At 61.0% G+C, this 21,108-nt stretch carries 24 protein-coding genes and 1 tRNA gene; 13 read left to right on the top strand and 12 right to left on the bottom strand.

Features of this window, described 5'->3' with window-relative positions:
* From D0N36_RS18575 to D0N36_RS18540, 8 genes are all read left to right on the top strand, one after another.
* The coding region (locus D0N36_RS18575) for a hypothetical protein (RefSeq protein ID WP_190242757.1) at positions 1-233 on the top strand (233 nt) is incomplete at its 5' end.
* Positions 230-688 carry a hypothetical protein gene (locus D0N36_RS18570; RefSeq protein WP_116943316.1) on the top strand — a complete coding sequence of 153 codons (459 nt, stop codon included), beginning with the start codon at positions 230-232 and terminating at the stop codon, positions 686-688. The genes D0N36_RS18575 and D0N36_RS18570, both read left to right, overlap by 4 nt.
* Positions 685-1,218, top strand: a complete 534-nt coding sequence (locus tag D0N36_RS18565; protein WP_116943315.1) for a TIGR02594 family protein — start codon at positions 685-687, stop codon at positions 1,216-1,218. The genes D0N36_RS18570 and D0N36_RS18565 overlap by 4 nt, the downstream gene beginning before the upstream one ends.
* A gap of 35 nt (positions 1,219-1,253) precedes the next feature.
* The gene (locus D0N36_RS18560) at positions 1,254-1,571 is read left to right on the top strand and encodes a hypothetical protein (protein ID WP_116943314.1); all 318 of its coding nucleotides are present in this window, start codon (positions 1,254-1,256) and stop codon (positions 1,569-1,571) included.
* The gene (locus tag D0N36_RS18555; protein ID WP_116943313.1) at positions 1,565-1,927 is read left to right on the top strand and encodes a DUF6527 family protein; all 363 of its coding nucleotides are present in this window, start codon (positions 1,565-1,567) and stop codon (positions 1,925-1,927) included. The genes D0N36_RS18560 and D0N36_RS18555 overlap by 7 nt, the downstream gene beginning before the upstream one ends.
* Positions 1,924-2,955 carry a hypothetical protein gene (locus tag D0N36_RS18550; protein WP_116943312.1) on the top strand — a complete coding sequence of 344 codons (1,032 nt, stop codon included), beginning with the start codon at positions 1,924-1,926 and terminating at the stop codon, positions 2,953-2,955. Before D0N36_RS18555 ends, D0N36_RS18550 begins: the two co-directional genes overlap by 4 nt.
* A 128-nt stretch (positions 2,956-3,083) precedes the next feature.
* Complete coding sequence (locus D0N36_RS18545; RefSeq protein WP_147320979.1) at positions 3,084-3,500, top strand: hypothetical protein; 417 nt, start codon at positions 3,084-3,086, stop codon at positions 3,498-3,500.
* Between the two features lie 54 nt (positions 3,501-3,554).
* A complete protein-coding gene (locus D0N36_RS18540) occupies positions 3,555-3,812 on the top strand; it encodes a hypothetical protein (protein WP_116943311.1) in 258 nt (85 codons plus the stop codon).
* On the opposite strand, the gene D0N36_RS18535 is transcribed toward D0N36_RS18540, so the two are convergent.
* The gene (locus D0N36_RS18535) at positions 3,809-4,024 is read right to left on the bottom strand and encodes a hypothetical protein (RefSeq protein WP_116943310.1); all 216 of its coding nucleotides are present in this window, start codon (positions 4,022-4,024) and stop codon (positions 3,809-3,811) included. The genes D0N36_RS18540 and D0N36_RS18535 overlap by 4 nt on opposite strands.
* A 113-nt stretch (positions 4,025-4,137) precedes the next feature.
* A tRNA-Arg gene (locus D0N36_RS18530) sits at positions 4,138-4,209 on the bottom strand.
* A 150-nt stretch (positions 4,210-4,359) separates the two neighbouring features.
* On the opposite strand from D0N36_RS18530, the gene D0N36_RS18525 reads away from it, so the two are divergent.
* Positions 4,360-4,842: an Ohr family peroxiredoxin gene (locus tag D0N36_RS18525; protein WP_116943309.1), complete on the top strand. Its 483-nt coding sequence runs from the start codon at positions 4,360-4,362 to the stop codon at positions 4,840-4,842.
* A 92-nt stretch (positions 4,843-4,934) separates the two neighbouring features.
* Here D0N36_RS18525 and sucC read toward each other — a convergent pair whose 3' ends face one another.
* The 3 genes from sucC to D0N36_RS18510 all read right to left on the bottom strand — a co-directional run bounded on the left by sucC (position 4,935) and on the right by D0N36_RS18510 (position 7,439).
* A complete protein-coding gene (sucC, locus tag D0N36_RS18520; protein ID WP_116943308.1) occupies positions 4,935-6,128 on the bottom strand; it encodes an ADP-forming succinate--CoA ligase subunit beta in 1,194 nt (397 codons plus the stop codon).
* A 172-nt stretch (positions 6,129-6,300) separates the two neighbouring features.
* Positions 6,301-7,167 (bottom strand): glycoside hydrolase family 113, encoded by an 867-nt coding sequence (locus tag D0N36_RS18515; RefSeq protein ID WP_116943307.1) that lies wholly within the window; start codon positions 7,165-7,167, stop codon positions 6,301-6,303.
* Positions 7,168-7,196: 29 nt separating this feature from the next.
* Complete coding sequence (locus tag D0N36_RS18510; RefSeq protein WP_147320978.1) at positions 7,197-7,439, bottom strand: hypothetical protein; 243 nt, start codon at positions 7,437-7,439, stop codon at positions 7,197-7,199.
* A 145-nt stretch (positions 7,440-7,584) separates the two neighbouring features.
* On the opposite strand from D0N36_RS18510, the gene D0N36_RS18505 reads away from it, so the two are divergent.
* Together D0N36_RS18505 and D0N36_RS18500 are read left to right on the top strand one after the other, a co-directional pair.
* Positions 7,585-8,247 (top strand): ABC transporter ATP-binding protein, encoded by a 663-nt coding sequence (locus D0N36_RS18505; RefSeq protein ID WP_116943305.1) that lies wholly within the window; start codon positions 7,585-7,587, stop codon positions 8,245-8,247.
* A gap of 331 nt (positions 8,248-8,578) precedes the next feature.
* Positions 8,579-9,370 (top strand): hypothetical protein, encoded by a 792-nt coding sequence (locus D0N36_RS18500; protein ID WP_116943304.1) that lies wholly within the window; start codon positions 8,579-8,581, stop codon positions 9,368-9,370.
* A gap of 69 nt (positions 9,371-9,439) precedes the next feature.
* On the opposite strand, the gene D0N36_RS18495 is transcribed toward D0N36_RS18500, so the two are convergent.
* From D0N36_RS18495 to D0N36_RS18465, 7 genes are all read right to left on the bottom strand, one after another.
* A complete protein-coding gene (locus D0N36_RS18495; protein ID WP_116943303.1) occupies positions 9,440-10,591 on the bottom strand; it encodes an FAD-dependent monooxygenase in 1,152 nt (383 codons plus the stop codon).
* Between the two features lie 164 nt (positions 10,592-10,755).
* Positions 10,756-12,708, bottom strand: a complete 1,953-nt coding sequence (dnaK, locus tag D0N36_RS18490) for a molecular chaperone DnaK (RefSeq protein WP_116943302.1) — start codon at positions 12,706-12,708, stop codon at positions 10,756-10,758.
* A 31-nt stretch (positions 12,709-12,739) separates the two neighbouring features.
* Positions 12,740-13,939, bottom strand: coding sequence for an alpha/beta hydrolase (locus D0N36_RS18485; RefSeq protein ID WP_116943301.1), 1,200 nt, complete (start codon positions 13,937-13,939; stop codon positions 12,740-12,742).
* Positions 13,940-14,065: 126 nt separating this feature from the next.
* Positions 14,066-14,896: a pseudouridine synthase gene (locus tag D0N36_RS18480; protein ID WP_116943300.1), complete on the bottom strand. Its 831-nt coding sequence runs from the start codon at positions 14,894-14,896 to the stop codon at positions 14,066-14,068.
* A 51-nt stretch (positions 14,897-14,947) separates the two neighbouring features.
* Positions 14,948-15,343, bottom strand: a complete 396-nt coding sequence (locus D0N36_RS18475) for a hypothetical protein (RefSeq protein ID WP_116943299.1) — start codon at positions 15,341-15,343, stop codon at positions 14,948-14,950.
* Positions 15,344-15,492: 149 nt separating this feature from the next.
* A complete protein-coding gene (locus D0N36_RS18470; protein ID WP_242478996.1) occupies positions 15,493-17,565 on the bottom strand; it encodes a VWA domain-containing protein in 2,073 nt (690 codons plus the stop codon).
* A 157-nt stretch (positions 17,566-17,722) separates the two neighbouring features.
* Positions 17,723-18,973, bottom strand: a complete 1,251-nt coding sequence (locus tag D0N36_RS18465) for an acetate/propionate family kinase (protein ID WP_116943297.1) — start codon at positions 18,971-18,973, stop codon at positions 17,723-17,725.
* A 438-nt stretch (positions 18,974-19,411) separates the two neighbouring features.
* On the opposite strand from D0N36_RS18465, the gene D0N36_RS18460 reads away from it, so the two are divergent.
* Together D0N36_RS18460 and D0N36_RS18455 are read left to right on the top strand one after the other, a co-directional pair.
* Positions 19,412-19,888 (top strand): GlcG/HbpS family heme-binding protein, encoded by a 477-nt coding sequence (locus D0N36_RS18460; protein WP_116943296.1) that lies wholly within the window; start codon positions 19,412-19,414, stop codon positions 19,886-19,888.
* Between the two features lie 205 nt (positions 19,889-20,093).
* Complete coding sequence (locus D0N36_RS18455) at positions 20,094-20,696, top strand: SMI1/KNR4 family protein (RefSeq protein ID WP_116943295.1); 603 nt, start codon at positions 20,094-20,096, stop codon at positions 20,694-20,696.
* Positions 20,697-21,108: the final 412 nt, after the last annotated feature.

Raw genomic sequence — 21,108 nt, 5'->3', positions numbered from 1 at the left:
GCGACGACTGGAAGGCCAACAAGCTGATGGCCGAACGCGGCTACCAGAGTGCGCTGGCCGTGTTCGTGCGCCGGCCCGGGGGCGTCATTGGCCTGTACGTGCTGAGCTGGCGGGAAATGGAGCTGGTGCGGGCTGACCAGATTCCCGACCCCGACGTGCCGGTGCGCCCGCTGGATGGGGTGCTGGAGCAGCGCCTGAATCTCTACGCTACCGAGCTAAGCTACCTGATGTGATACTGACCTGGCCCACCCTGCAAGAAAACCACTGGCACTACCTACTGGGTTCGGCCGTGTTCGTGGTCATGGCCTTCTGGCTGCGCCGGGAGCTGACGGCCAAGCGGTTTCTGACGCTGTTCGAGAGCGAAAACAGCCTGAGCCTGCGCCTGGTACTGGCCGCCGCCGTGGTCGTGTTCACGCTGCTCATGCAGGCGGCGGGGCGGTTGAACGTGCCGGCCACGGAAGTCAACTACACGTTTGCCGCCCTGCTGCTGGGGCTGGGCATCGCCAAGCTAGTCGGCAAGGCCTTCGCCGAACGGCCGGCCGATACGACGGTGGTCAGCAAGAAAACCGACATCAAGGCCGAAAGCGTGAACGTGAAGCCTGAGGCCTTCGACCCCGAAGCCCCCGAGCACCGCCCGCTGGCCGGCTACTCCGACCGCCCTTCACGCCCTAACCCCTACGCCGAATGAGCCCGTTCCCACTTCCCAAACGCTTCGCTTACCTGGCCGCCGAAACCGGCCCGCGCATCCTGCTCGAAGCCCTGGCCCTGCATGGCACCAAGGAAATCATAGGTGGCCAGCACAGTCCCGAAATCATGAGCTGGCTACGGGAGCTGCGCTTCGACTGGATTACGTCCGACGAAGTGCCGTGGTGCGGCACGGCCCTGGCCATTGCCGCCGTGCGGGCGGGCGTGGCAGTGCGGCATCCCGAAATGCCCCGGGCCTTCTGGTGGGCCGGCTGGGGTAGCCCGGTGGCCGTGCCGATGCTGGGTGATGTGGTGGTACTGAGCACGAGCCACGTCGGCATTTACGTGGGCGAAGATGCTACCCGCTACTACCTGCTGGGAGGCAATCAGGCTAACAGTCATAACATATCCGGCTTCCCCAAATCGTGGCTCAAGTCCGCCCGTCGCAGCCCCTGGAAAGTAGCCCAGCCGGCCAACGTGCGGCGCATCTGGGTTAACGGCAGCGGCGTGGCCACCGCACCTACTACTCGCTAATTCACTCACACCTTCAATCCTTAAAGCTCAAGCCCATGAAATCGTTCTTCTCCGTTCAAGTACTGCTGTTCCTAGCCTGGGTGGCTATCACAACCGCCGTGTTCTACGCGGCTATCCACTTCGGTTTTAGCCGGGGCTGGATATTCGTGCCCCTCGTAGGCGGGCTGGCCTACCTGCTTTGGCCTGCCAAGCGTAAGCCGCCCGTAGCCATGCTGGCCCTGCTACTGCTGGCCAGCGCGGCCAGCTGCGCCCGGCCCGCCTCGCTACCTGAGCAGGCCAGCACCTACACCGATGCCCGCGGCTTCGAGGTACCGGTGCAAACCACCGCCGATTCAGTTCGCGCCCGATGGTAGCCGTTGTCCTGCCCATCAGCAACACGCCCGGCTACTACTGTTTCAGTTGCCCCGGTTGCAACGAAAGCCACCGCATCAACACGAACCCGGCCAATCCCGGTGCATGCTGGACTATGACCGGCCCACCAGATAAGCCAACCATTCGCGCCTCGGTGCTGGTACGGAGCGGGCATTATGTGCCCGGCGGCACGGCCAAAGATGGCCGCTGCTGGTGCGACTACCACCGCGAGAATCCTGGCAGCAATGCGCCCACCTGCTATGTGTGCCACTCCTTCGTGACGGATGGCCAGATACAATTCCTTTCAGATTGCACGCACCACCTAGCGGGGCAGACGGTGCCCCTCCCTGCATTATGATGGCTACTTATATTCCCGGCGCGCTGGCAGCGCTGTGCGTGCTGCTGGCTACGTTTATTTTGGCCGGCATTGGGGCCGGTTCCGGCGCTGATGAAATCCGGCGCGGCGAAGATGTGAGCCACCTGTGGGAAACCCGCACCCGGGGCGCGGCCGTGGGCGGCTACGTACTCTGCTCTTACTGCTTACTACTCTACTTCAAGCTCAGCACCGGAGCCTGGCATTGGTACCTGTGGCTGGCCCCGGTGGCTGCCGGCGGTGCCGCCGCCTGCCTGTTCGGATTGAGGTTTGATATTCGGCTCAACCTGCGCCGGTTGCTCGATAGGTTCTACGTCGGCACCGACCCTGAAACGGCGGCCACCGATAAAGCCATTCGCGCGCGCGGCATGAGCGGCCGCACCTTCGCCTGGCTGAAGCTACTGGGGACGGTGGTAGGGGCCGTGCTGGCCGTGCTGCTGAGCGGATGCAGTGACAAGACCCTGCCTCCTCGAGTAAAAGAACCGGTTTCGGTAGTTGCTGTAAAAATACCAAGCCCGAAAACCGCACCAGACACCTTAAAGGCTGATTCTGCCAGTAGTAGTGTAAAAGCACCGCACTATGAGCGCCGGCTTTTCGGCTTGCTGCCTGCCAAAAAAGCCCCCGAAAAAACACTCGAGGGATTTTCCGGGGGCAAATTCAAGAATAAAGGCACCATCATCTACCAGGTGGGCACCGGCAATACGGCAGCTCAGGCTACCAAGCCCGGCACCATGGCCACGGGCACCGAGGCGACGGCCGTAGATGCGGGCAAGGCCAAAGCACCGGTGCAGACCGGCACCGGCAACGATGCCACTGATAACACCAAAGCAGGCCAGCGGGGTGGCGCTGCAGCTACGGCCCCCAATAGCTCAGCCACCAACAGCACGAAGAAGGGCGGTACTCCCTGGTGGGTGTTCGCCCTGGTGCTCGGGCTGGGTGGGGTCGGTGGCTGGTGGGTGCGGGGCAAGGCCAGCGTGTGGAGCTGGTGGCCAGTAGGAGGCAGGCCCGGTTAGTACAGCCTTATCTGCCTACTGTCGAGCCATAGCATAATATTTCTTTCATTGTATTATACAGATGTTGCTAAGTAGATAATATTTTGCATCTTAACCGCTCAAACCTTTCCACTATCAATTTCCACTCTATGATAAAGATTCTCCATTTCGCCGCCTTTGCGGCCCTGCTAAGCATAGGGGCTGTGTCCTCTGGCTTTACCAGTCCGGCAACTGCTGTAGAGCAGCGCCAGCAGCGCACTTCCCAGTCAGATTATAACGAGGGGTATTCCCGTGGTAAAATCGAAACGGAACAGAATAAGTGTATTGATGGCGCTTACTTCCAGGAGCGGTACGTGAGATACCATCAGCAGGCAACGAATAACTTGAATAATGCTACTACCCAGTCAGAGGTAGATTATTACCAAGGCTATCTTGATGGAATGGAGGAGGGCTATATGACGCCCGTCCAATGTTCATCTCCTGGAAGCCCTGGCAGTGGCGGTGGCGGAAGTGGACCTCGTTGCAATGACGGTCCCTGCCCCACTGATGATCCAGAATTGCCATAATTAGTAAAAGAAAAGCCCCGGCAGTAGTCGGGGCTTTTCTTTTACATTACCCCCATGCCCACCGACCACTACGCCTTCCGCGCCCTGAGCTTCGAGCAGCAGCTGCCGGTGCTCTATGCCGAGGGCCACTTCCTGGCCAACCGCTACGAGGAGGAAGATGCGGTGAACCTGTATCAGATGCCCGGCGGCTTCTTCGTCGAGCTCTACTATGACCAAGCCGAAAACCGGGTAGTACGACTACGCACCTTCACCAGCCCCAGGCTGCTGGAGGATTACGCGCCCTACGTGAAGCTACCCGACCTGGGGCTTTAGCTGACCATGCCATGCTCGGCGCGGGCCAGTCCTTGCGCATCAGCCGGCCGCCAGTACTGCAGAAACAGTTTCAGGCTGGCGTATTTATGTTTGGCCCCATTGCCCACCCACGCCTCCACAAATCCTTGGTGGGTACCCCAGATGACGGAATAGGTTTCACCGTTCTCGAATTCAGCGGTAGAGGGGCCGTTGTAGGCGAGCTTTTCCGTCATGGCATTTAGCAGGGGAGGGGAGGGGTATAAAGAATGAGGCCACACACTACGTCGCACACGGTAAAAACAAAACCCCGATTCTGGGGCAGAATCGGGGTTTCTGTTCTACTAAGTGGTCGCGCTAGGAATCGAACCTAGATCTAGAGCTTCGGAGGCTCCCATACTATCCGTTGTACTACGCAACCCGGTTGGGAGCCGCAAAACTAGAGAGAAAAAGCGCCTTTGCCAAACCTGTTTCCGCTTTTTCTGCGAAATCCTGTACCCCTGCCAAGTAACCTTCCGGCGGGCTAGGCAGTTAATTAGCCAAACCTCTTTCTCACCAGCTATTCCTTTTTATGGCAAGCACCGAAAAAAAAACTCTCTACACCGCCGACGCTACCGCCATCGGCGGCCGTAGCGGCCACGTCCGCTCCGCCACCGGCATCATCGACCTCGAAATGTCGGTTCCCGAAGGCTTGGGCGGCAAAAAGAATGCCACCAACCCCGAAGAACTGTTTGCTGCCGGCTACTCCTCGTGCTTCCAGCAGGCGCTACTCGTTGTTGCCCAGCGCGCCGGCGACAAGCTCGACCCCGGCACCGAAGTGAAATGCTCCGTCTCGCTCTTCCAGGAGGGTGAAGCTTACGGTCTGTCGGCCATCATCGACGTGGATCTGAAAGCCTTCGATGAGCAGAAAAGCATGGAAATGGTGCGCCAGGCCCACACAATCTGCCCCTACTCGGTGGGTACCCGCGGCAACATGGAGGTGGAGCTGCGCGTGAAGGGCAAGGCTATTTCCCTGAAAGCAGAAGACAACGCTGGCGTTGCCAACGAGAAGTAGAACTCGATAAGCAGTAAGTAAGAATGGCCGTTGAACGACTCCCGAAAGGGGCGTTCAACGGCCATTCTTATTTCTAAGCGTTTGCTTAATTATTACTTCGCCAGTACTTCCTTTACGCGCTCGGCGGCGTCCTTCAGCAGCACGGCCGAGTAGACCTTCAGGCCGCTCTCGTCGATGATGCGGGCGCCTTCTTCGGCGTTGGTGCCCTGAAGGCGCACGATGATAGGTACGCGGATGTCGCCGATGTTCTTGTAAGCTTCCACCACGCCGTTGGCCACCCGGTCGCAGCGCACGATACCACCGAAGATGTTAATCAGGATGGCCTGCACGTTGGGGTCCTTCAGGATGATGCGGAAGCCGGCTTCTACGGTTTCAGCCGAGGCCCCTCCCCCTACGTCGAGGAAGTTAGCCGGCTCGCCGCCGCTCAGCTTAATGATGTCCATTGTGGCCATGGCCAGACCAGCACCGTTCACCATGCAGCCCACGTTGCCGTCGAGCTTCACGTAGTTCAGGTTCGAGGCCGAAGCTTCCACTTCCAGCGGGTCTTCTTCGTTGGTGTCGCGCAGGGCCACGAAGTCCTTGTGGCGGTAGAGGGCGTTTTCGTCGAGGGTTACCTTGGCATCAACGGCCAGAATCTTGTTGTCCGAGGTCTTCAACACAGGGTTGATTTCGAACATGGCCGAGTCGGTTTCGTCGTAGGCCTTGTAAAGAGCCGTCACGAACTTCACCATCTCCTTGAAGGCATCACCCGACAAGCCGAGGTTGAAGGCGATTTTGCGGGCCTGGAAGCCCTGCAGCCCCACGCGCGGGTCGATATGCTCGCGGTGGATTTTCTCGGGATGCGCCTCAGCTACCTCCTCGATGTCTACGCCGCCCTCGGTGGTGTAAATGATAACGTTCTGGCCGGTGGCGCGGTCGAGCAGCACGCTCATGTAGTACTCCTTGGTTTCCGACTCGCCGGGGTAGTACACATCCTGGGCCACTAGCACCTTGTGCACCTTGCGGCCTTCGGCACCGGTTTGCTTGGTAACGAGCTGCATGCCGATAATCTGGCCGGCAATTTCCTTTACCTGCTCCAGGTTTTTGGCGAGTTTCACCCCACCGCCTTTGCCGCGGCCACCGGCATGAATCTGGGCCTTAATAACGTACCAGCTGGTGCCGGTATCGGCGGTGAGCTTTTCGGCGGCAGCAACGGCCTCTTCAGCCGTATTGGCCACGATGCCTTCCTGCACGCGCACGCCGTAGCGTTTCAAAATGTCTTTGCCCTGATACTCGTGAATGTTCATAGAGGTCAGTTATGGGGGTGGTTTCTAACCGCGAAAGTAGGCAGAATTGCGTTGGGAGTTGGTAGGGGAGATGGAATTGTTGGGTAATGAGGTGATGACGTAAGGAGGTTACGGGGTGAGGAAGTGATGAGGTGACGTTCTTTTACTTTCTTCCCTTCGTTGCCTGATTCCCTCATCCGCCCTTCAAAAACCACTCGCTCATCACCCGCTCGGCAGGTTTGTGCTGGGGCGTGAAGTCGGAGTGGCGGCGGGCGGGGCCATCGGGCTGCAGGCCGGGGTACCACTTCCAGATGAACAGGCCTTTAAACCAGGGCCGGGGCCAGAACGTCTCGAACAGAGCCGCGTAGCAGGCGGCCTGGGTGGCCTCGTCGGCTGGGGCCAGCAAGTCGAGCTGCTGGGGCCATTCCCAGGGCTTGGCGGCCGCGTCGGCGGTGGTTTTATAGCCCGCTTCGGTGAACACGACGGGCTTGTTGTACTGCTTCTGCACGGCGGCAATGCGGCGTAGCGGCTCCTGCCAACCCGCCAATAGGCTGGCTTTTGTGGGGCTGGCTTCGGGGCTGAGCGGGAAGTAGGCCTGCACGCCAATAAAGTCCAGCGCGTCCCAGAATTTCACCTGCTCGAACTCGCCGCTCCAGTTGGCCGCGTACGTTAGCGGGCCGTGGTACACCTGCCGGATTTGCCTGATGAGCGCCCGCCACTCCGCTTCGTGGCCCACGGTGCGCTCCAGCTCGGTGCCGATGCACAGGGCGTCGAGCCGGCCGGTCTCGGCCAGCCGGGCGTAATGCAGGATGAAAACTGAGTAGCTGCTGAACCAGATTTGCCAGTCGGTTTCGGAGGTCATGTTGATGTCGCCCGACCAGTTGCTGGGGCCGCGCAGCCACAAATGGGGCTTGAGCAGCGTGCGGATGCCGCGTTGCTTGGCGCGTTGGGCCGTGAGCAGGATGCCCGCGTCGCTTTCGCCCCAGTAGCGGCGGCTGGCCACGCCGCTGCGCAGCTGCACCGTGGGCTCGGCCGCGCCCGCCTGCCAGCCAAAGGGCATCTGGGCAATCCAGGTAACCCCAGCCTTGATTAAGGGGGCCAGGTCGGAGCATGGAGGCCGAATCGGTGCCCACCCAGCTGACGCCCCGCAGCCGGCCATCGGCGGCCGGTGGGCCGGTGGGTAGCAGGGTCCGGGCGCGTGGCGGGCGTTGGCGGCGGGGCCGGCACGGTGCGGGGCCAGTACCACCAGCCGGCCGCCAGCACTAGCAGCACGGTGGCCGTCAGCAACAGCCCGCCGAGCCAGCGCAGAAAGGAAAAAGCAGGGAGGGGCATAGACAGCATACGAACCGGGAAGATACGCCCGCCCCGGCTTCCACGCACTGCCCGGCCACTGCATTCGCCCCCGATACCACCGCAACGCCCGACATTGCGTAGATTTGTTTCTGTACTCCTTTCTGGACCCGTTCCCCGACTCATTTTGCTGCAAGCCATCAACGTCCGCAAAAGCTACAACACGCTGGAAGTGCTCAAGGGCATCGACCTGACCATCGAGAAATCGGAAATTGTGTCCATCGTGGGCTCGTCGGGTGCCGGCAAAAGCACCTTGCTGCACATTCTGGGCACGCTCGACAACCCCGACACGGGCGAGGTGCTGTTTGATGGCGAGTCGGTCAGTTCGCTGGGGCGCTCCGATTTGGCCCGGTTTCGCAACCGCCACATCGGCTTCATCTTCCAGTTTCATAACCTGCTGCCCGAGTTCACGGCCCTCGAAAACGTGTGCCTGCCGGCCTATCTGGCGGGCCGCTCGGAGAAGGAAACCCGGGTGCGGGCCCGTGAATTGCTCGGTATGCTGAACCTGGAGCGCCGCGCCGACCACAAGCCCTCCGAAATGAGCGGCGGCGAGCAGCAGCGCACGGCCGTAGCCCGCGCCCTCATCAACTCCCCCGAAATCATCTTCGCCGACGAGCCCTCGGGCAACCTCGACTCGCAGAACGCCCAGGAGCTGCACCAGATCTTCTTTTTGCTTCGCAAAGAGCTGGGCCAGACCTTCGTCATCGTCACCCACAACGACCAACTTGCCGAGATGGCCGACCGCACCATCACCATGAAGGACGGCTACATCTGGGAAGGAGACAATTAAGCGGCCGCACAGCCAGTTACAATCAGCGTGAAAAACGCCGGCCATCAGCCGGCGTTTTTTTGTGCCCTGGCTACTAAGCCAAGGTTGGCCATGCGGATGACAACGACGGCCCTTGACCCCAGATTTGGACGAGGCTCAACCGTAGCGCAATGCAAAGGATAAGCTAAATAAAGTAGTGACTAATGAGGTTGGAAATATGATTCATAAGTATTTGATAATCAATGATAAAAATTACATAAAAATATGTGAATTTTTGCACTATTTGCGTCGGGCAAAGGTTATACATCCGAACGCCACGTATGTCATTACAGGAACCTAACGGAAAAGCACAATGAGCCAAGCAGTGAAAGCCCCCAAAGAGCCCGTAAGCAAGCCCAAAGTTGAGAGCTACGACCTGTCGCACTCCGACGAAACGCTGCACCTGGCCACGGATTTGGCCAAGTTTATCAAGGAGAACAAGCTCACGACCAATGTGCAGGGCAAGGAGTTCGTGAACGTGGAGGGCTGGCAGTACGCCGGCTCGCGCCTGGGCATCGTGCCCGTGGTCGAGCACGTCATCAACGTCAGCAACGACCAGGAAATTAAGTACCAGGCTAAGGTGATTCTCTTCGATCTGAAGAGCGGTCAGACCGTGGGCGCTGGCTTCGCGGTGTGCTCCAACAAGGAGCAGGGCAAGAAATTCTACCAGGAGTTTGCCATTATGAGCATGGCCCAGACCCGCGCCATTGGCAAAGCCTACCGTAATATTCTGGCCTGGATTATCCGCGCCGCCGGTTACGAGCCCACCCCGGCTGAGGAGATGGACTACGGCGGCAACACGCCCACTGTGGCCGAGACGCCCGCTCCGGCCCCGCAAGCTGCTCCGGCCGCGCCCGTTGCCATGAAGGCCGTGCCCGCCGAGCTGGCTGTAGCTGCCGAGCCGTTGGCTCCAGCTTATGCCTCAGCCTCGCAGAAGGAGGAAATCATCCGCCTGCTTAACCACCCGGTAGTTACCCGCGCCGAGAAGACCAAGATGTTGCTCAACATCAACCGTCTCGACGAGGAGCGCGCCACCCAGGCCATTGCCAAGCTGAAGAAAGCCATTGACGACCGTGAGAATGGTCAGACGGCCGCTGCCGCTTAAGCGTCGCGCTGAAAGTAAGAAGCCCGGTTTCCACAAGGAAGCCGGGCTTTTTTGGGTCAAAACGGCGAATCACAACTCCTTATACAACCACGCCATTTGGCTCCGGCTGACGGCGGCGGGCAACAGGCGCATTATGGCGTTGCGAATGCCGGTAAGCAGCGGGTTCTCCAACTGCCCCACGCGGCCCAGGTGCCAGGAAGTACGCACGATGCGGGCGGTGCGGGGCCGGCGCTGCTGCTCGAAGGTCCGGAAGGCGGCGGGCAGGTCGGTGGGGGAGGTGCGGAGGCAACGAGCCAGTACGGCGGCATCTTCGATGGCCATGCCCGCGCCCTGGCCCAGGTTGGGCGTGGTGGCGTGGGCCGCGTCGCCGAGCAGCAGCACCGGGCCGCAGGCGAAGTGCAGTAGGGGCGGCAGGTCCAGAATGTCGTTCCAGAGCAGCTGGTCGTTGCGGGTGAGGGCCAATAGCGCGGGCACCGGCGCGTGGAAATCAGCGAATTCGCGCTGCAGGTCGGCTACCCGGTAATCCCGGAAGCGGGGGTTGCGTGGCGCGGCGCTGTTGAGGCAGGCAAACCAGTACACCCGGCCGCCGCCTACCGGCACGTAGCCGAACCGCCGGCCCGCTCGGCCCCAGGTTTCGCCCGATTCGCCGGCTGCCAGCCCCAGCGGACCAGCATCGACCACGCCCCGCCAGCAGGTGTAGCCGGCGTAGCGCGGCACGGCCGCCGGCCACAGCTGCTGCCGCACCCGCGAGTTCAGCCCGTCGGCCCCCAACAGGGCGTCGGCGTGGGCCACGGTGCCGTTGGCGAAGTGGGCGACCACGCCGGCCGGGGTTTCGTGCAGCCGCTCGAAGGCCGTGCCCAACTGCACGGTTTCCGGCGGCAGGCCGGCCAGCAGCACCCGTTGAAGGTCGGCCCGGTGGATGCCCACGTTCTCGAAACCCAGCTTTTGGGTGAACTTGGTGGTATCGGCGGCCTGCAGTACGCAGCCCTGCTGGTCGAGCAGGCGCAACTGGCGCACGGGCGCGCCCAGTTGCGCCACCGCGTCGTGCAGGCCTAACTGGTGGAGCGCGCGCATGGCGTTGGCGCCCAGCACCACGCCGGCGCCCACCGCCCGCAACTCAGGCGCCGCCTCGTACACCCGCACCACATGGCCCAGGTTCAGCAGCGCATGTGCCGCGGCCAGGCCCCCAATGCCCGCTCCGATAATGATGAAATCAGCCATAGAGTAAAGTCAGAACACTACAACACAGCGCAGCTCCGCACCATTTTCTGGGTTCACGATGAATCCTGCAATCCGCGCAAAAAAAGGCCCGGAGCAATCTGCTCCGGGCCTTTCAAACTTACCAGAAATCAGCGCAATCAATACAACCAGCGCTAATCCGTGATTTACTGCTTGCCTTCTACTTCTTCGTAATCAACGTCGGTTACGTTGTCGGCGTTGGCACCCTGCTGGCCGTTGCCGCCGGGCTGGCCGTCGGCACCTCCGAACGGGTTACCTCCGTCGGCACCGGGCTGGCCGCCTTCGGCACCGCCCTGGGCGTACATCTCCTGCGAGGCTGCCTGCCAGGCCGTGTTGATGGCGGTCATGGCGGTATCAATGGCACCGAGGTCCTTGCTCTCGTGGGCCTTCTTGAGGTCGGCGAGGGCGTCTTCGACGGCCGTTTTGTTGCCGGCGCTCAGCTTATCACCGTACTCAGTCATCTGCTTTTCCGTCTGGAAAATCATGGAGTCAGCCTGGTTGACCTTCTCGATTTTCTCGCGCTCAGCCTTGTCAGACTCGGCGTTCGACTGGGCTTCTTGGCGCATCCGCTCGATGTCGGCATCGGAAAGGCCCGACGAAGCTTCGATACGGATTTTCTGCTCCTTGCCGGTGCCTTTATCCTTGGCCGTTACGTGCAGGATACCGTTGGCATCGATGTCGAAGATAACTTCAACCTGCGGAACGCCGCGGGGCGCGGGCGGGATGGAATCGAGGTGGAACTTGCCAATGGTGCGGTTCTGCGAAGCCAATGGCCGCTCGCCCTGCAGTACGTGGATTTCCACGCTTGGCTGGTTGTCGGAAGCCGTCGAGAATGTCTCCGACTTTTTGGTTGGGATGGTGGTGTTCGACTCGATGAGCTTGGTCATCACGCCGCCCATGGTCTCGATGCCGAGGCTCAGCGGGGTTACGTCGAGCAGAAGCACGTCCTTCACCTCACCAGTAAGTACGCCGCCCTGAATAGCGGCACCAATAGCCACTACTTCGTCGGGGTTCACGCCCTTGCTGGGCTTCTTGCCGAAGAACTTCTCCACGTCTTCCTGAATGCGGGGCATGCGGGTCGAGCCGCCTACCAGAATCACGTCGTCAATATCCGAAGTGCTCAGGCCAGCGTCCTGCAGGGCCTTTTTCACGGGCTCCATGCTGCGCTTGAACAGGCTATCGGCCAGCTGCTCGAACTTTGAGCGGCTCAGCTTTACCACCAGGTGCTTAGGGCCCGAGGCCGTAGCGGTGATGTAGGGCAGGTTGATTTCGGTTTCTGCCGACGAAGACAGCTCCACTTTGGCTTTCTCGGCCGCTTCCTTGAGGCGCTGCAGGGCCATGGCATCCTTGCGCAGGTCGAGGCCTTCGTTTTCCGAGGCGAACTGGTCGGCCAAGAAGTTGATGATAACCTGGTCGAAGTCGTCGCCGCCGAGGTGAGTGTCGCCGTTGGTGCTCAGCACCTCAAATACACCGTTGTCGAGCTCCAGAATCGAGATGTCGAACGTGCCACCACCGAGGTCGTACACGGCCACCTTGTGGTTGGAGTGGTCCTTGTCGAGGCCGTACGCCAAAGCGGCAGCGGTGGGCTCGTTGATAATGCGTTTCACTTCGAGGCCGGCAATGGCGCCGGCTTCCTTGGTGGCCTGGCGCTGGGCGTCGTTGAAGTAGGCCGGAACCGTAATAACGGCTTCGGTTACCGGGGTGCCCAAGTACTCTTCCGCCGTCTGCTTCATCTTCTGAAGCACCATGGCCGAAATTTCCTGGGGCGTATAGTTGCGGTCGCCGATTTTTACGGCCACCGTGCCATTGGCACCACCTACCACTTCGTAGGGTACGTTTTTGGTCTCCTCAGTTACTTCCGAGAAGTTACGGCCCATGAAGCGCTTAATGCTCTGAATCGTGTTGTTAGGATTGGTAATGGCCTGGCGCTTGGCCGGGTCGCCCACCTTACGCTCGCCTTTACCATTGTCGAGAAACGCGACGATGGAGGGAGTAGTGCGGCGGCCTTCGCTGTTTGGAATTACCACCGGCTCGTTGCCTTCCATTACGGACACGCACGAGTTGGTGGTGCCGAGGTCAATACCGATTATTTTGCCCATGATGTTATGAGTAGTAGTAGAAAGTAGGTTGTCAGTTGAAAGAGGGCTGAAACCCTCGTGCAGCCCTAATTACAAGAGACGTACCAGCCCACAAAATGCGCGTTTCTAATGACAGATTGTCATTTTTGGGGGCTGAATAGCCGCTTTTCGTGCCGGTCTGACTTTCTACGAAAAAGCCAAGGGCGGAACTCCTGCCAGCCGGGCAGTAGCGCGAAGCGCCGGCTTCGCGTATCGTTACTGACTCCTGGGCTCCTTCATTCAACAACACGTGAAGTCGGAGCTTCGCGCTACTGCCCGGCCAGAAACCCTGCCACCGTGTGCTGCCATAGTGCCTCATGCTTCCACAATACGGCTCGTGGCCTGAGCCTGGGAAATCCTGCCGCTGCCTGGGGCCGGCTAGGGCGGTGAAGATGGCATCAGTTTCGGCGTGGGTTACGCGTGGGTCGGCGGTGCCCCACATAAGCAGGGTGGGTGTGGGCGTGCGGGCCGCGTAGGCGGTGGCGTCGAGGGCGGAGGCATTGAAGCCGTTGGCCGCGCCGCCCCAGAATACCAGCAGGTTGGCCATGGGAAACGCGGGTACGCCCATGGAGCGGAAGCGGCTCTGGGCAGTGGCCAGCATCGAACCGTAGGGGCATTCGAGCAGGTTGGCAGTGGGGCGCAGGCCCAGTTCGGCTTCGGCCCGCAGCGTGGCTACCGCGCCCATGGAGTTGGCGTAGATGAACACCGGCCCCGGCCGCCGTTGCAGCCAGCGGACCACGGCCGCCACATCGGCCGCCTCGCGGTAGCCGACAGTGCAGCAGTAGCCCTGAGAGCCGCCGCTACCCGCAAAATCGGTGAGCAGCACGTTGTAGCCAAGGCAGCGGAAGTAACCGGCCTCGTGCAGCAGCTGGCTTTTGGAGCTGGTGTAGCCATGAAACAGGGCCACCGTGCCCCGGGCCCGCGGCACCGCGCCGTACCAGCTTTCCAGCCGCCCGTTGGGGCTTACCAGCTGCACGGTAGCGTATGGAAACGTGGGCCGGGCGAGGTTGCGCGGCTTGGGCGTGCGCACGCCGGTGGCCAGCACCCACAGCTTGCCAGCCAGCGTAAGCTGCTCGGGGCTGCCGGTGGGCTGGCTGGGGTCAGCCGTGAAATGGGTGAAGCGCCAGGCGTGGAAAAAGGCCACCGCGTTTAGCAGCACGAAGCCTAGCGCTACGGCCAACAGCCCACGCCGCACCAGGCGCCGCCGGGGCATTAGCCGCGCCGCTTGGGTCCGCCGCCCGCCGTACCGGGCTTGCTGCCGGGTTTGCCGCCGGTTGGTTTCGTGCCGAAAGTTTTTCCGTTGCCCCCTCCGCCGCCCGGTCTGGCGCCGGCCGGCCGGCTACCAGCCGATTTCCCCCCGGTCAGGCTTGCTGCCCGCTGGCCGGGCGGGCGCGTCGGCGCGGCTGCCGGCTGGTTTTGGGCTGATTGATTTAGGCCCGCCAGCGGGCCGGTTGGGCCGGCTGCCAGCGGCTTTGGGGCCGCCGGGAGCCGTAAAGCCGCCGCGGTTGCCGCCAGTTTTCTTGCCGCCGGGTGGAATGCCGCCGGGCCAGTACTCTGAGGGTTTGGGCGTTTTGAAGGTGCCGGCCGCAACCGTCTGAGCGGCCATTTCTTCGGTGAGTAGGCGCACTTCGGTATTCGTCAGCTCGCGCCACTGGCCGGGCTGCAGGTCGGCCAAATCCATATCGGCAATGGCGGCCCGCACCAGGCGCAGGGTGGGGTAGCCCACGGCGGCCGTCATCTTGCGCACCTGCCGGTTCATGCCCTGCGAAATGCGGATTTGCAGCCAGCTGGTGGGAATGTTGGCCCGGAAGCGCACCGGCTTGCTTCGCTCCCAGAGCTCGGGAGCCTGGGGCAGTAGCTCCACTTCGGCGGCCGAGGTGTAGCCGGTTTTCAAGTCCACGCCCCGGCGCAGGTTTTCCAGGGCTTCGGGCGTGGGCTCGCCTTCTACCTGTACCCAATAGGTTTTGGGAACCTTGAAGCGGGGCTCCGACAGCCGGTGCTGCAGCTGCTTGTCGTCGGTGAGCAGCACGAGGCCCTCCGAGTCATAATCGAGCCGCCCAACGGGGTAGATTTCAGGTATCTCCACAAAATCCTTAAGCGTCTGCCGACCGGTTTCGTCGGTAAACTGGGTCAGGACTTCGTAGGGCTTGTTGAGCAGAATGTAGCGCATGGGGGCAGTGTATGGGTGGCTCGGTGAGTGAGCCTATGGTCAAAGGTACGGCTACTGCGCCAGCCGGCGGCGGCGGACGCTCTCGGCAATCAGCAGGCGCACCTCGCCGTTGGGGCGCACCACATACTCGCCACTGTCGCGGATGAGGATGCCGTCGGGCGTCTGGTCGCGGTAGTCGTGATGGACCAGCGTGCCGATGCGGGCCGTGTCGGCGGGTGTGGGTTCGGGTGGTGCGGGAAGGCTGTTAATCCGGGCCATCTGGGACAGGTACAGCAGCGAGTCGCGGCGGGTATAAGGCTCCAGCCGGAACTTGCCGGGGGCATAGTTGCGGGCCGTGGAAACCCGGTTGCGCAGGAAATCCTGCACGGCCGACTCAGCCTGTTTGTCGGGTGATTTTTTGCAGCCGGTAAACAGCAGGATGGCAATGAGGAGGGGCAGGTATTTCATGGAAGGATTTTGTAGGGGTGGGGCTTGCCCCCGCCCGCCGTTAGGGCGTTGTCGTGGCACGACGTAGGAGCGGGGCCATTGAACAATTCGGGCGGGGACCGTTTAACGGCGGGCGGGGGCAAGCCCCGCCCCTACGTCGGGCAATCAAATTACACGCCGCCGGAGTATTTGCGGGTGGCCCATTCGGCTGTTACCAAAGCTAGTAGCAGGAAGAACAGCCATTTCAGGTTGATGAGGTCTTTCAAATCTTCCTGCTCGTAGATGACGGGCTTGTAGCCGGCCTTCTCGATATCCTGAGTTAGTTGGTCGATTTGGGCGGGAAAGTACAGGCGCTGGCCGCTGCGGTTGGCCATTTGGACCAGCAGGTTATGATTGGCGCGGCTCTGCAGGGCTTCGAGCTCCTGCTCCTGCACCAGCACCTCGCCGGCATCCTGCTGGGCCTGGCCGCCGAGCGTGGCGCGGGCCCGGTAACGGTAGAGGCCAGCCGGCAACTCGCCCAAATGCACGGGTGCCCCGTCGGGGGTGGGGGCGAAGCTGAAGGTGCGGGTTTTCTGCTGCTCGTCGGTAAGCGTGAGCGTTACGGGCTCGCCGTAGGTCCGCTCGAAAATGGCGTTGTAGGTTTCGGCCCCAAACGTCACGTCATCCGACGAGTTGAACACGTCCTGGGTTGGGTACACGTCGAGGCGCTTGCGGTTGGCGTTCTGGGTGAGTAGCTGGAGAGTCCGCAGAATCAGTCGGTCGTAGGCTTCGGGCTTGTCGTCGTGCTCCACGGCTTCCTGCAGGCGCCACTGCCAGCTGCCTTCGGTAAGCAGCGTGGCCTGGCGGCGGGCGGGCGTACCGCCGAACACCAGCAGCGGCTTACGGGTGGCTACCCGGCCCACCTGCTGCCACAGCGTGGCCTCGGCCCCGCCACTCAGCCGGACTTCGCCAAACGGCACCGGCACCGGCGGATAGGCCAGAAACCGCCGTAGCGCGTCATCCTCAAAGGTAAAGCGGTTGAAAGTCGGGTTGGGCACGGGCGTTACGTCGTCGGTTTGCGCGCCGCGGGGCTGCACCGTGAGGCCGGTGCCCAGGCGGTTGTAGGCTCCGAAATCGGACTGCGCCCCGAGTATGTACAGGGCTGGCGCGCGGCGGGCGGCTACCTGGGCCAGCACCTCGGCGCCCACGCCCGAGCGGGCCGGCAATTGGTGCAGAATGGCCACGTCGAAGTCCTGGTTTTTCAGCGGACTGATGCCGGGCAGGTAGGTAGTCAGGTCGAAGTTGTCGTTTTGCTGGATGGCGGCGCGCAGGGCCTTAAGGTCGGGGTGGGGGGCGGCGCCGGCCAGCAGCACCCGCAGCTTGCCTTTCACCACATCGAGGTAAGCGAATTTGGTGTTGTTGAGCAGCGTGAACTCGCCCGGCAGCGGCGCGGCCCGCACTTCGTAGCGGCGCTTGCCCACGCCGGTGGCCGTCACCAGAAACGTGGTTTTTATGCGCCGCTGCCCGGCCGGCAGGGCCACGCGTTTGGTTTGCAGCACCCTGCCCTTTTCGCGCAGCTGCACGGTAGCGGTGGTGCCGGCCGCGTAGCCGTCGTAGGCCAGCTCGGCTTCAATGGGGAACTGATTGCCGCTGAAGGCTACCCGGTTGTAGCTCAGGGCGGGCAGACTTAAATCCTTTTTCGGGATGGTGTCGCCCACGCCTACGGTGTAGAGCGGGAAGCGGTAGTCGGCAAACTCGGGGGCCTGGCCCTGGTTCACGAGGCCATCGGAAAGCAGTACCACGCCCGCCAGGTTGCGGCCCTGAAACGTTTCGCCAATGCCGGCCAGCAGCCCGTCGAGGTCGGTGGCCGGGGCCCGGAACTGCACCGAATCGGGCCGGGCGGCGCCGGAGGCCGCGAGCGTGCGGGTTTCCACCGTGAAACCCTTTTGGCGCAGCGTTTCGGCTAGCCGCGTGAGGCCCGTGGTGGCCTGCTGCAGTACTGGCGGCGGCGTAAACAGTGCCACCGACTTCGAATCATCGAGGGCCAGCACTACGGTCGGCTTTTCGGTGGTGGTGGTGGTCGATTTGAGGAAGGGCGAGAGCAGCAGAAAGCACAGAAAGCTCACTATCACGAAGCGCACGGCCGCCAGCGCGTAGTTTACGGCCCGGCTCCAGGGCGCTTGGGCCGAGTAGAGCAGAGCCGCGTAGCCCGCGCCCACTAGCAGGCACAATCCAATCAACCAGGGAGAAGCAGATAACAGCAAGAGCCGATGTAATCAGTGGAAAACCCATAACCCCCAGTGCGGGCGCAGAGTTGCGCGAAGATAGGCAACCCCACCCCAACCCACTCTCGCTCAATTCGCGACATCCTCCGGGAGAGGGGCTTTAATTCTAAAACGCTAAGAATCTAGAAATATAAATCTAGAGCCCCTCTCCCGGAGGATGTCGCGAATTGAGCGAGAGTGGGTTGGGGTGGGGTAGCAACGCCGCGCACTGCCGGGCAATTTCCAGCTCCTCGTTGGTGGGGATGACCAGCACCGGCACGCGGGCGCCGGGAGCCGAGAGGTCGCGCAGACCGGGGGCGCGGCGCTGGTTGAGCGCTTCATCGAGTTGGATGCCGAGGAAGTCGAGGTTCTGGCAGGCCAGGCTCCGGACGCGGGCGTCGTTTTCGCCCACTCCGCCCGTGAAAACTACGGCCTCGGCCCCGTTGAGGGCGGCCAGGTAGCTGCCGAGGTACTTCTTGATGCGGTAGGCATAGAGGTCGTAGGCCAGCTGGGCGCGGGCGTCGCCGGCTTCGAGCTGGCGGGTTACGTCGCGCATGTCCACGTGGCCGGTGAGGCCGAGCATGCCGCTGTCTTTATTGAGTAGCTCCTTGACCTGCGCCAGCGAGTAGCCCAGCTGCTCGACGAGGTAGAAAATAACGGCCTGGTCGGTGTCGCCGGCGCGGGTGCCCATCACCAGCCCGTTCATCGGCCCGAAGCCCATGCTGGTATCCACCGAGCGGCCGGCCACGGTGGCCGTCATGCTGCAGCCGTTGCCCAGGTGCACGGTGATTATGCGGGCGTCGGGCTGGTTTAGGTGGCGGCGGGCCTCGTCGCACACAAACTTGTGGCTGGTGCCGTGGAAGCCGTAGGCCCGCAGGCCATGCTCGGTGTAGAGGCGCTCGGGCAAAGCAAACCGGTAGGCCTGGGGCGGCAGGGTACTATGGAATGCCGTGTCGAACACCGCCACCTGCGCGGCCCTCGGAAACAGCTGTTCGGCCACCTCCATGCCCAGCAGGTTGGCCGGGTTGTGCAGCGGAGCCAGCGCAAACAGCTCCCGGATTTTGGCCTTCACGGCCGCCGTAACCAGCGTGGGCTCCCGAAACTGCTCGCCCCCGTGCACCGCCCGGTGCCCTACCACCGCCACCTCGTCGGGACTCTGGATGACGCCCATTTCGGGGTCCGTCAGCAAAGCCAGCGCCTGCTGCAGGCCGGCGCGGTGGTCGGCAATGGGCTCGGTGCGGGTTAGGGTGCGCTCCTGGCCATCGGGGCCCACGGCCGTGTGGGTGAGCCGGCCCTCGGCCTGGCCGATGCGCTCGATGAGGCCCCGGCACAGCGGCCGCTCGTGGGGCCAGCGAAACAGTTGATACTTGAGCGAGCTGCTGCCCGAGTTGATAACGAAGATGTGCATATGGTGAGCGGTTGGCCTTCAGCTAATAGCTGCTAGCTTTTTGTTCGGTGAGTCAACGGGTTTGTAGGCTGTTCTCGCGATTCGCCTCACCCCCTAGCCCCCTCTCCGAAAAAGGAGAGGGGAGACTAGCAAATAGTTTTTAGAGCTAGTACAGTCATAACCAGACTAAAAGTTTAGTGTCTAGTTCCCCCTCTCCTTTTTCGGAGAGGAGGCTAGGGGGTGAGGCGCAACGAAAGGGCATCACAACGGCAAAGTAAGCCAATAGTGCCGGCTAGCATGCCCGCCAAGGCAAACCGCGCCGTCAGCCCAGGCCCGCCCGACGATACAACTACCGCCGGGCACCCCCGTACCTCCCGGTTAATTATAGCCGACTCCGCGCCCCGTGACGGGCGGTACCAAAACCCGTTCCCGCCGTCGGCCTGCTGAATAACCTACCCGATGAAACTCCTGCTGCTCCTGTTTTCCTTGCTGCTTCCCGCCATGACCCACGCCCAACAACGACTCCCTACCGAACCCGTGCTCACGGCCGAAGTAGCCCTGGCCATGGTACAGGCCGCCCGCGCCGAGGCCAAAAAGGGCGGCCACGCCGTTTCCATCACGGTAGTCGACCGCTCGGGCCAGACGTTGGCCGTGCTCCGCGACCATCAGGCCGGCGTGCACACGCTGCGGGCCAGCTACAAAAAGGCCTACACCGCCAACTCGCAAAAGCGCGAAACGGCCGTCATTGCCCGCGGCATCAAAGACGGCAGCATCCCCGAAGACATCCGTTACCTCGACGAAAACATGCTGATGATGGACGGCGGCGTGCCCATCGTCGTCGGCGGCCTGGTAGTGGGCGGCATCGGCGTCGGCGGCGCCCACGGCAACGAGGATGCGCGGATTGCTAAGGCCGGCCTGAAAGTGCTGGAGAAATAGAGGGCTAACGGCAAACCCGCATAAGAGCTCCAAGACTATTGCCGCGTAGAAAAACTATACTTTCGGTAAGCATAAGCAGGTTTGTCGCGTTTTTAACGGAGTTGTCTGCCTTTATCACTGCTGGCAGTTAACAGCGTGTATCACACGTTATGTGCAAGCATAGAGCGATATTGCTTCAAAATTTAACGAACCAAAAAAACGGGATATGAATACCGCAGAAAAATACATATTAGGTCTTAAAAAAGCGTACCACGATAATGGTGCGGATGAAATTTGGAATCATTTTGAAAAGGTTAAAGAAGGTGTAAATAGTAAAATTATTACTCAACTGAAAAATCTGTATCCAGAAATTCCTAAGGCTTTAGTTGATTTATTGGAATACGTTGATGGAACGTATTGGAGAGCATACCAAGATGAAGAAATTGCCTTGTATTTTCTAGGCTCTGATATTGAGGGATACCCATACTATTTATTGTCTTCGGAGCAGATGATAAATAATAAAAACCAAGCTGCCGAATATTACTCAGACTATATTGAAAGAGAATATGAAGAAGTTGATATAGATGAAAAGATAACTGATAGAACCGATGAGTTAAAATGGTTGCATTTTTCAGACTGCATGAATAATGGTGGGACATCGCAGCTATTCATAGACTTTAGTCCGTCTGAAAGTGGAAAGCAAGGTCAGGTAGTGAGATTCTTGCACGATCCTGATAAATTTAGCGTGATAGCGGAAAGTTTTGAAGAGTATTTGCAAAAATTAATGGATAATGAATACGAATTTATAAATGAGGATACTCTGGATTAGAACAGATCTATCTCCTCATACTGCTCATAGCAAAATGTCACCAAAGGTGGGGTAAAACGGCGCGATTCAAGTCTTGTATTCACACTGCCCGAACGCAAAGCCCAAAATTCATCGCCTAAAAAAAAGCCGCCGCTGCTCTTTATGAAGCAGCGGCGGCTTTTTAATGACCTCACTTAATCCTTACTCTCCGCTGGTGGCAGCTGGTCCTTCAGCGGCCGGAGTATCGCCTTCGGGGCGGAGGCCGCGGTTGTTGCGGTTGCGGCCCCCGCGCTTGCGGCGGCGGTTCCCTGGACTACGTGCTCTACGACGCTGCCGGCGCTGTTTCGGTGGTGATAGAGGCCAAGAAGCTGGGTGAAAGCCTCGATAAGCTCGGGCACATCGGAGCCGCTATCGGCTACGCGTTTTCGCTTAA

The organism is Hymenobacter lapidiphilus, assembly GCF_003417065.2.
Taxonomy (GTDB): domain Bacteria; phylum Bacteroidota; class Bacteroidia; order Cytophagales; family Hymenobacteraceae; genus Hymenobacter.
Note: the sequence above shows the minus strand (reverse complement) of the source record. Positions and strands in the feature narration are given on the sequence as shown.

Coding starts and splice junctions, on each gene's coding strand:
- D0N36_RS18565 (WP_116943315.1), top strand. CDS start 685: ATGAGCCCGTTCCCACTTCCCAAACGCTTCGCTTACCTGGCCGCCGAA.
- D0N36_RS18560 (WP_116943314.1), top strand. CDS start 1,254: ATGAAATCGTTCTTCTCCGTTCAAGTACTGCTGTTCCTAGCCTGGGTG.
- D0N36_RS18555 (WP_116943313.1), top strand. CDS start 1,565: ATGGTAGCCGTTGTCCTGCCCATCAGCAACACGCCCGGCTACTACTGT.
- D0N36_RS18550 (WP_116943312.1), top strand. CDS start 1,924: ATGATGGCTACTTATATTCCCGGCGCGCTGGCAGCGCTGTGCGTGCTG.
- D0N36_RS18545 (WP_147320979.1), top strand. CDS start 3,084: ATGATAAAGATTCTCCATTTCGCCGCCTTTGCGGCCCTGCTAAGCATA.
- D0N36_RS18540 (WP_116943311.1), top strand. CDS start 3,555: ATGCCCACCGACCACTACGCCTTCCGCGCCCTGAGCTTCGAGCAGCAG.
- D0N36_RS18535 (WP_116943310.1), bottom strand. CDS start 4,024: ATGACGGAAAAGCTCGCCTACAACGGCCCCTCTACCGCTGAATTCGAG.
- D0N36_RS18525 (WP_116943309.1), top strand. CDS start 4,360: ATGGCAAGCACCGAAAAAAAAACTCTCTACACCGCCGACGCTACCGCC.
- sucC (WP_116943308.1), bottom strand. CDS start 6,128: ATGAACATTCACGAGTATCAGGGCAAAGACATTTTGAAACGCTACGGC.
- D0N36_RS18515 (WP_116943307.1), bottom strand. CDS start 7,167: ATGCCCTTTGGCTGGCAGGCGGGCGCGGCCGAGCCCACGGTGCAGCTG.
- D0N36_RS18510 (WP_147320978.1), bottom strand. CDS start 7,439: ATGCCCCTCCCTGCTTTTTCCTTTCTGCGCTGGCTCGGCGGGCTGTTG.
- D0N36_RS18500 (WP_116943304.1), top strand. CDS start 8,579: ATGAGCCAAGCAGTGAAAGCCCCCAAAGAGCCCGTAAGCAAGCCCAAA.
- D0N36_RS18495 (WP_116943303.1), bottom strand. CDS start 10,591: ATGGCTGATTTCATCATTATCGGAGCGGGCATTGGGGGCCTGGCCGCG.
- dnaK (WP_116943302.1), bottom strand. CDS start 12,708: ATGGGCAAAATAATCGGTATTGACCTCGGCACCACCAACTCGTGCGTG.
- D0N36_RS18485 (WP_116943301.1), bottom strand. CDS start 13,939: ATGCCCCGGCGGCGCCTGGTGCGGCGTGGGCTGTTGGCCGTAGCGCTA.
- D0N36_RS18480 (WP_116943300.1), bottom strand. CDS start 14,896: ATGCGCTACATTCTGCTCAACAAGCCCTACGAAGTCCTGACCCAGTTT.
- D0N36_RS18475 (WP_116943299.1), bottom strand. CDS start 15,343: ATGAAATACCTGCCCCTCCTCATTGCCATCCTGCTGTTTACCGGCTGC.
- D0N36_RS18465 (WP_116943297.1), bottom strand. CDS start 18,973: ATGCACATCTTCGTTATCAACTCGGGCAGCAGCTCGCTCAAGTATCAA.
- D0N36_RS18460 (WP_116943296.1), top strand. CDS start 19,412: ATGAAACTCCTGCTGCTCCTGTTTTCCTTGCTGCTTCCCGCCATGACC.
- D0N36_RS18455 (WP_116943295.1), top strand. CDS start 20,094: ATGAATACCGCAGAAAAATACATATTAGGTCTTAAAAAAGCGTACCAC.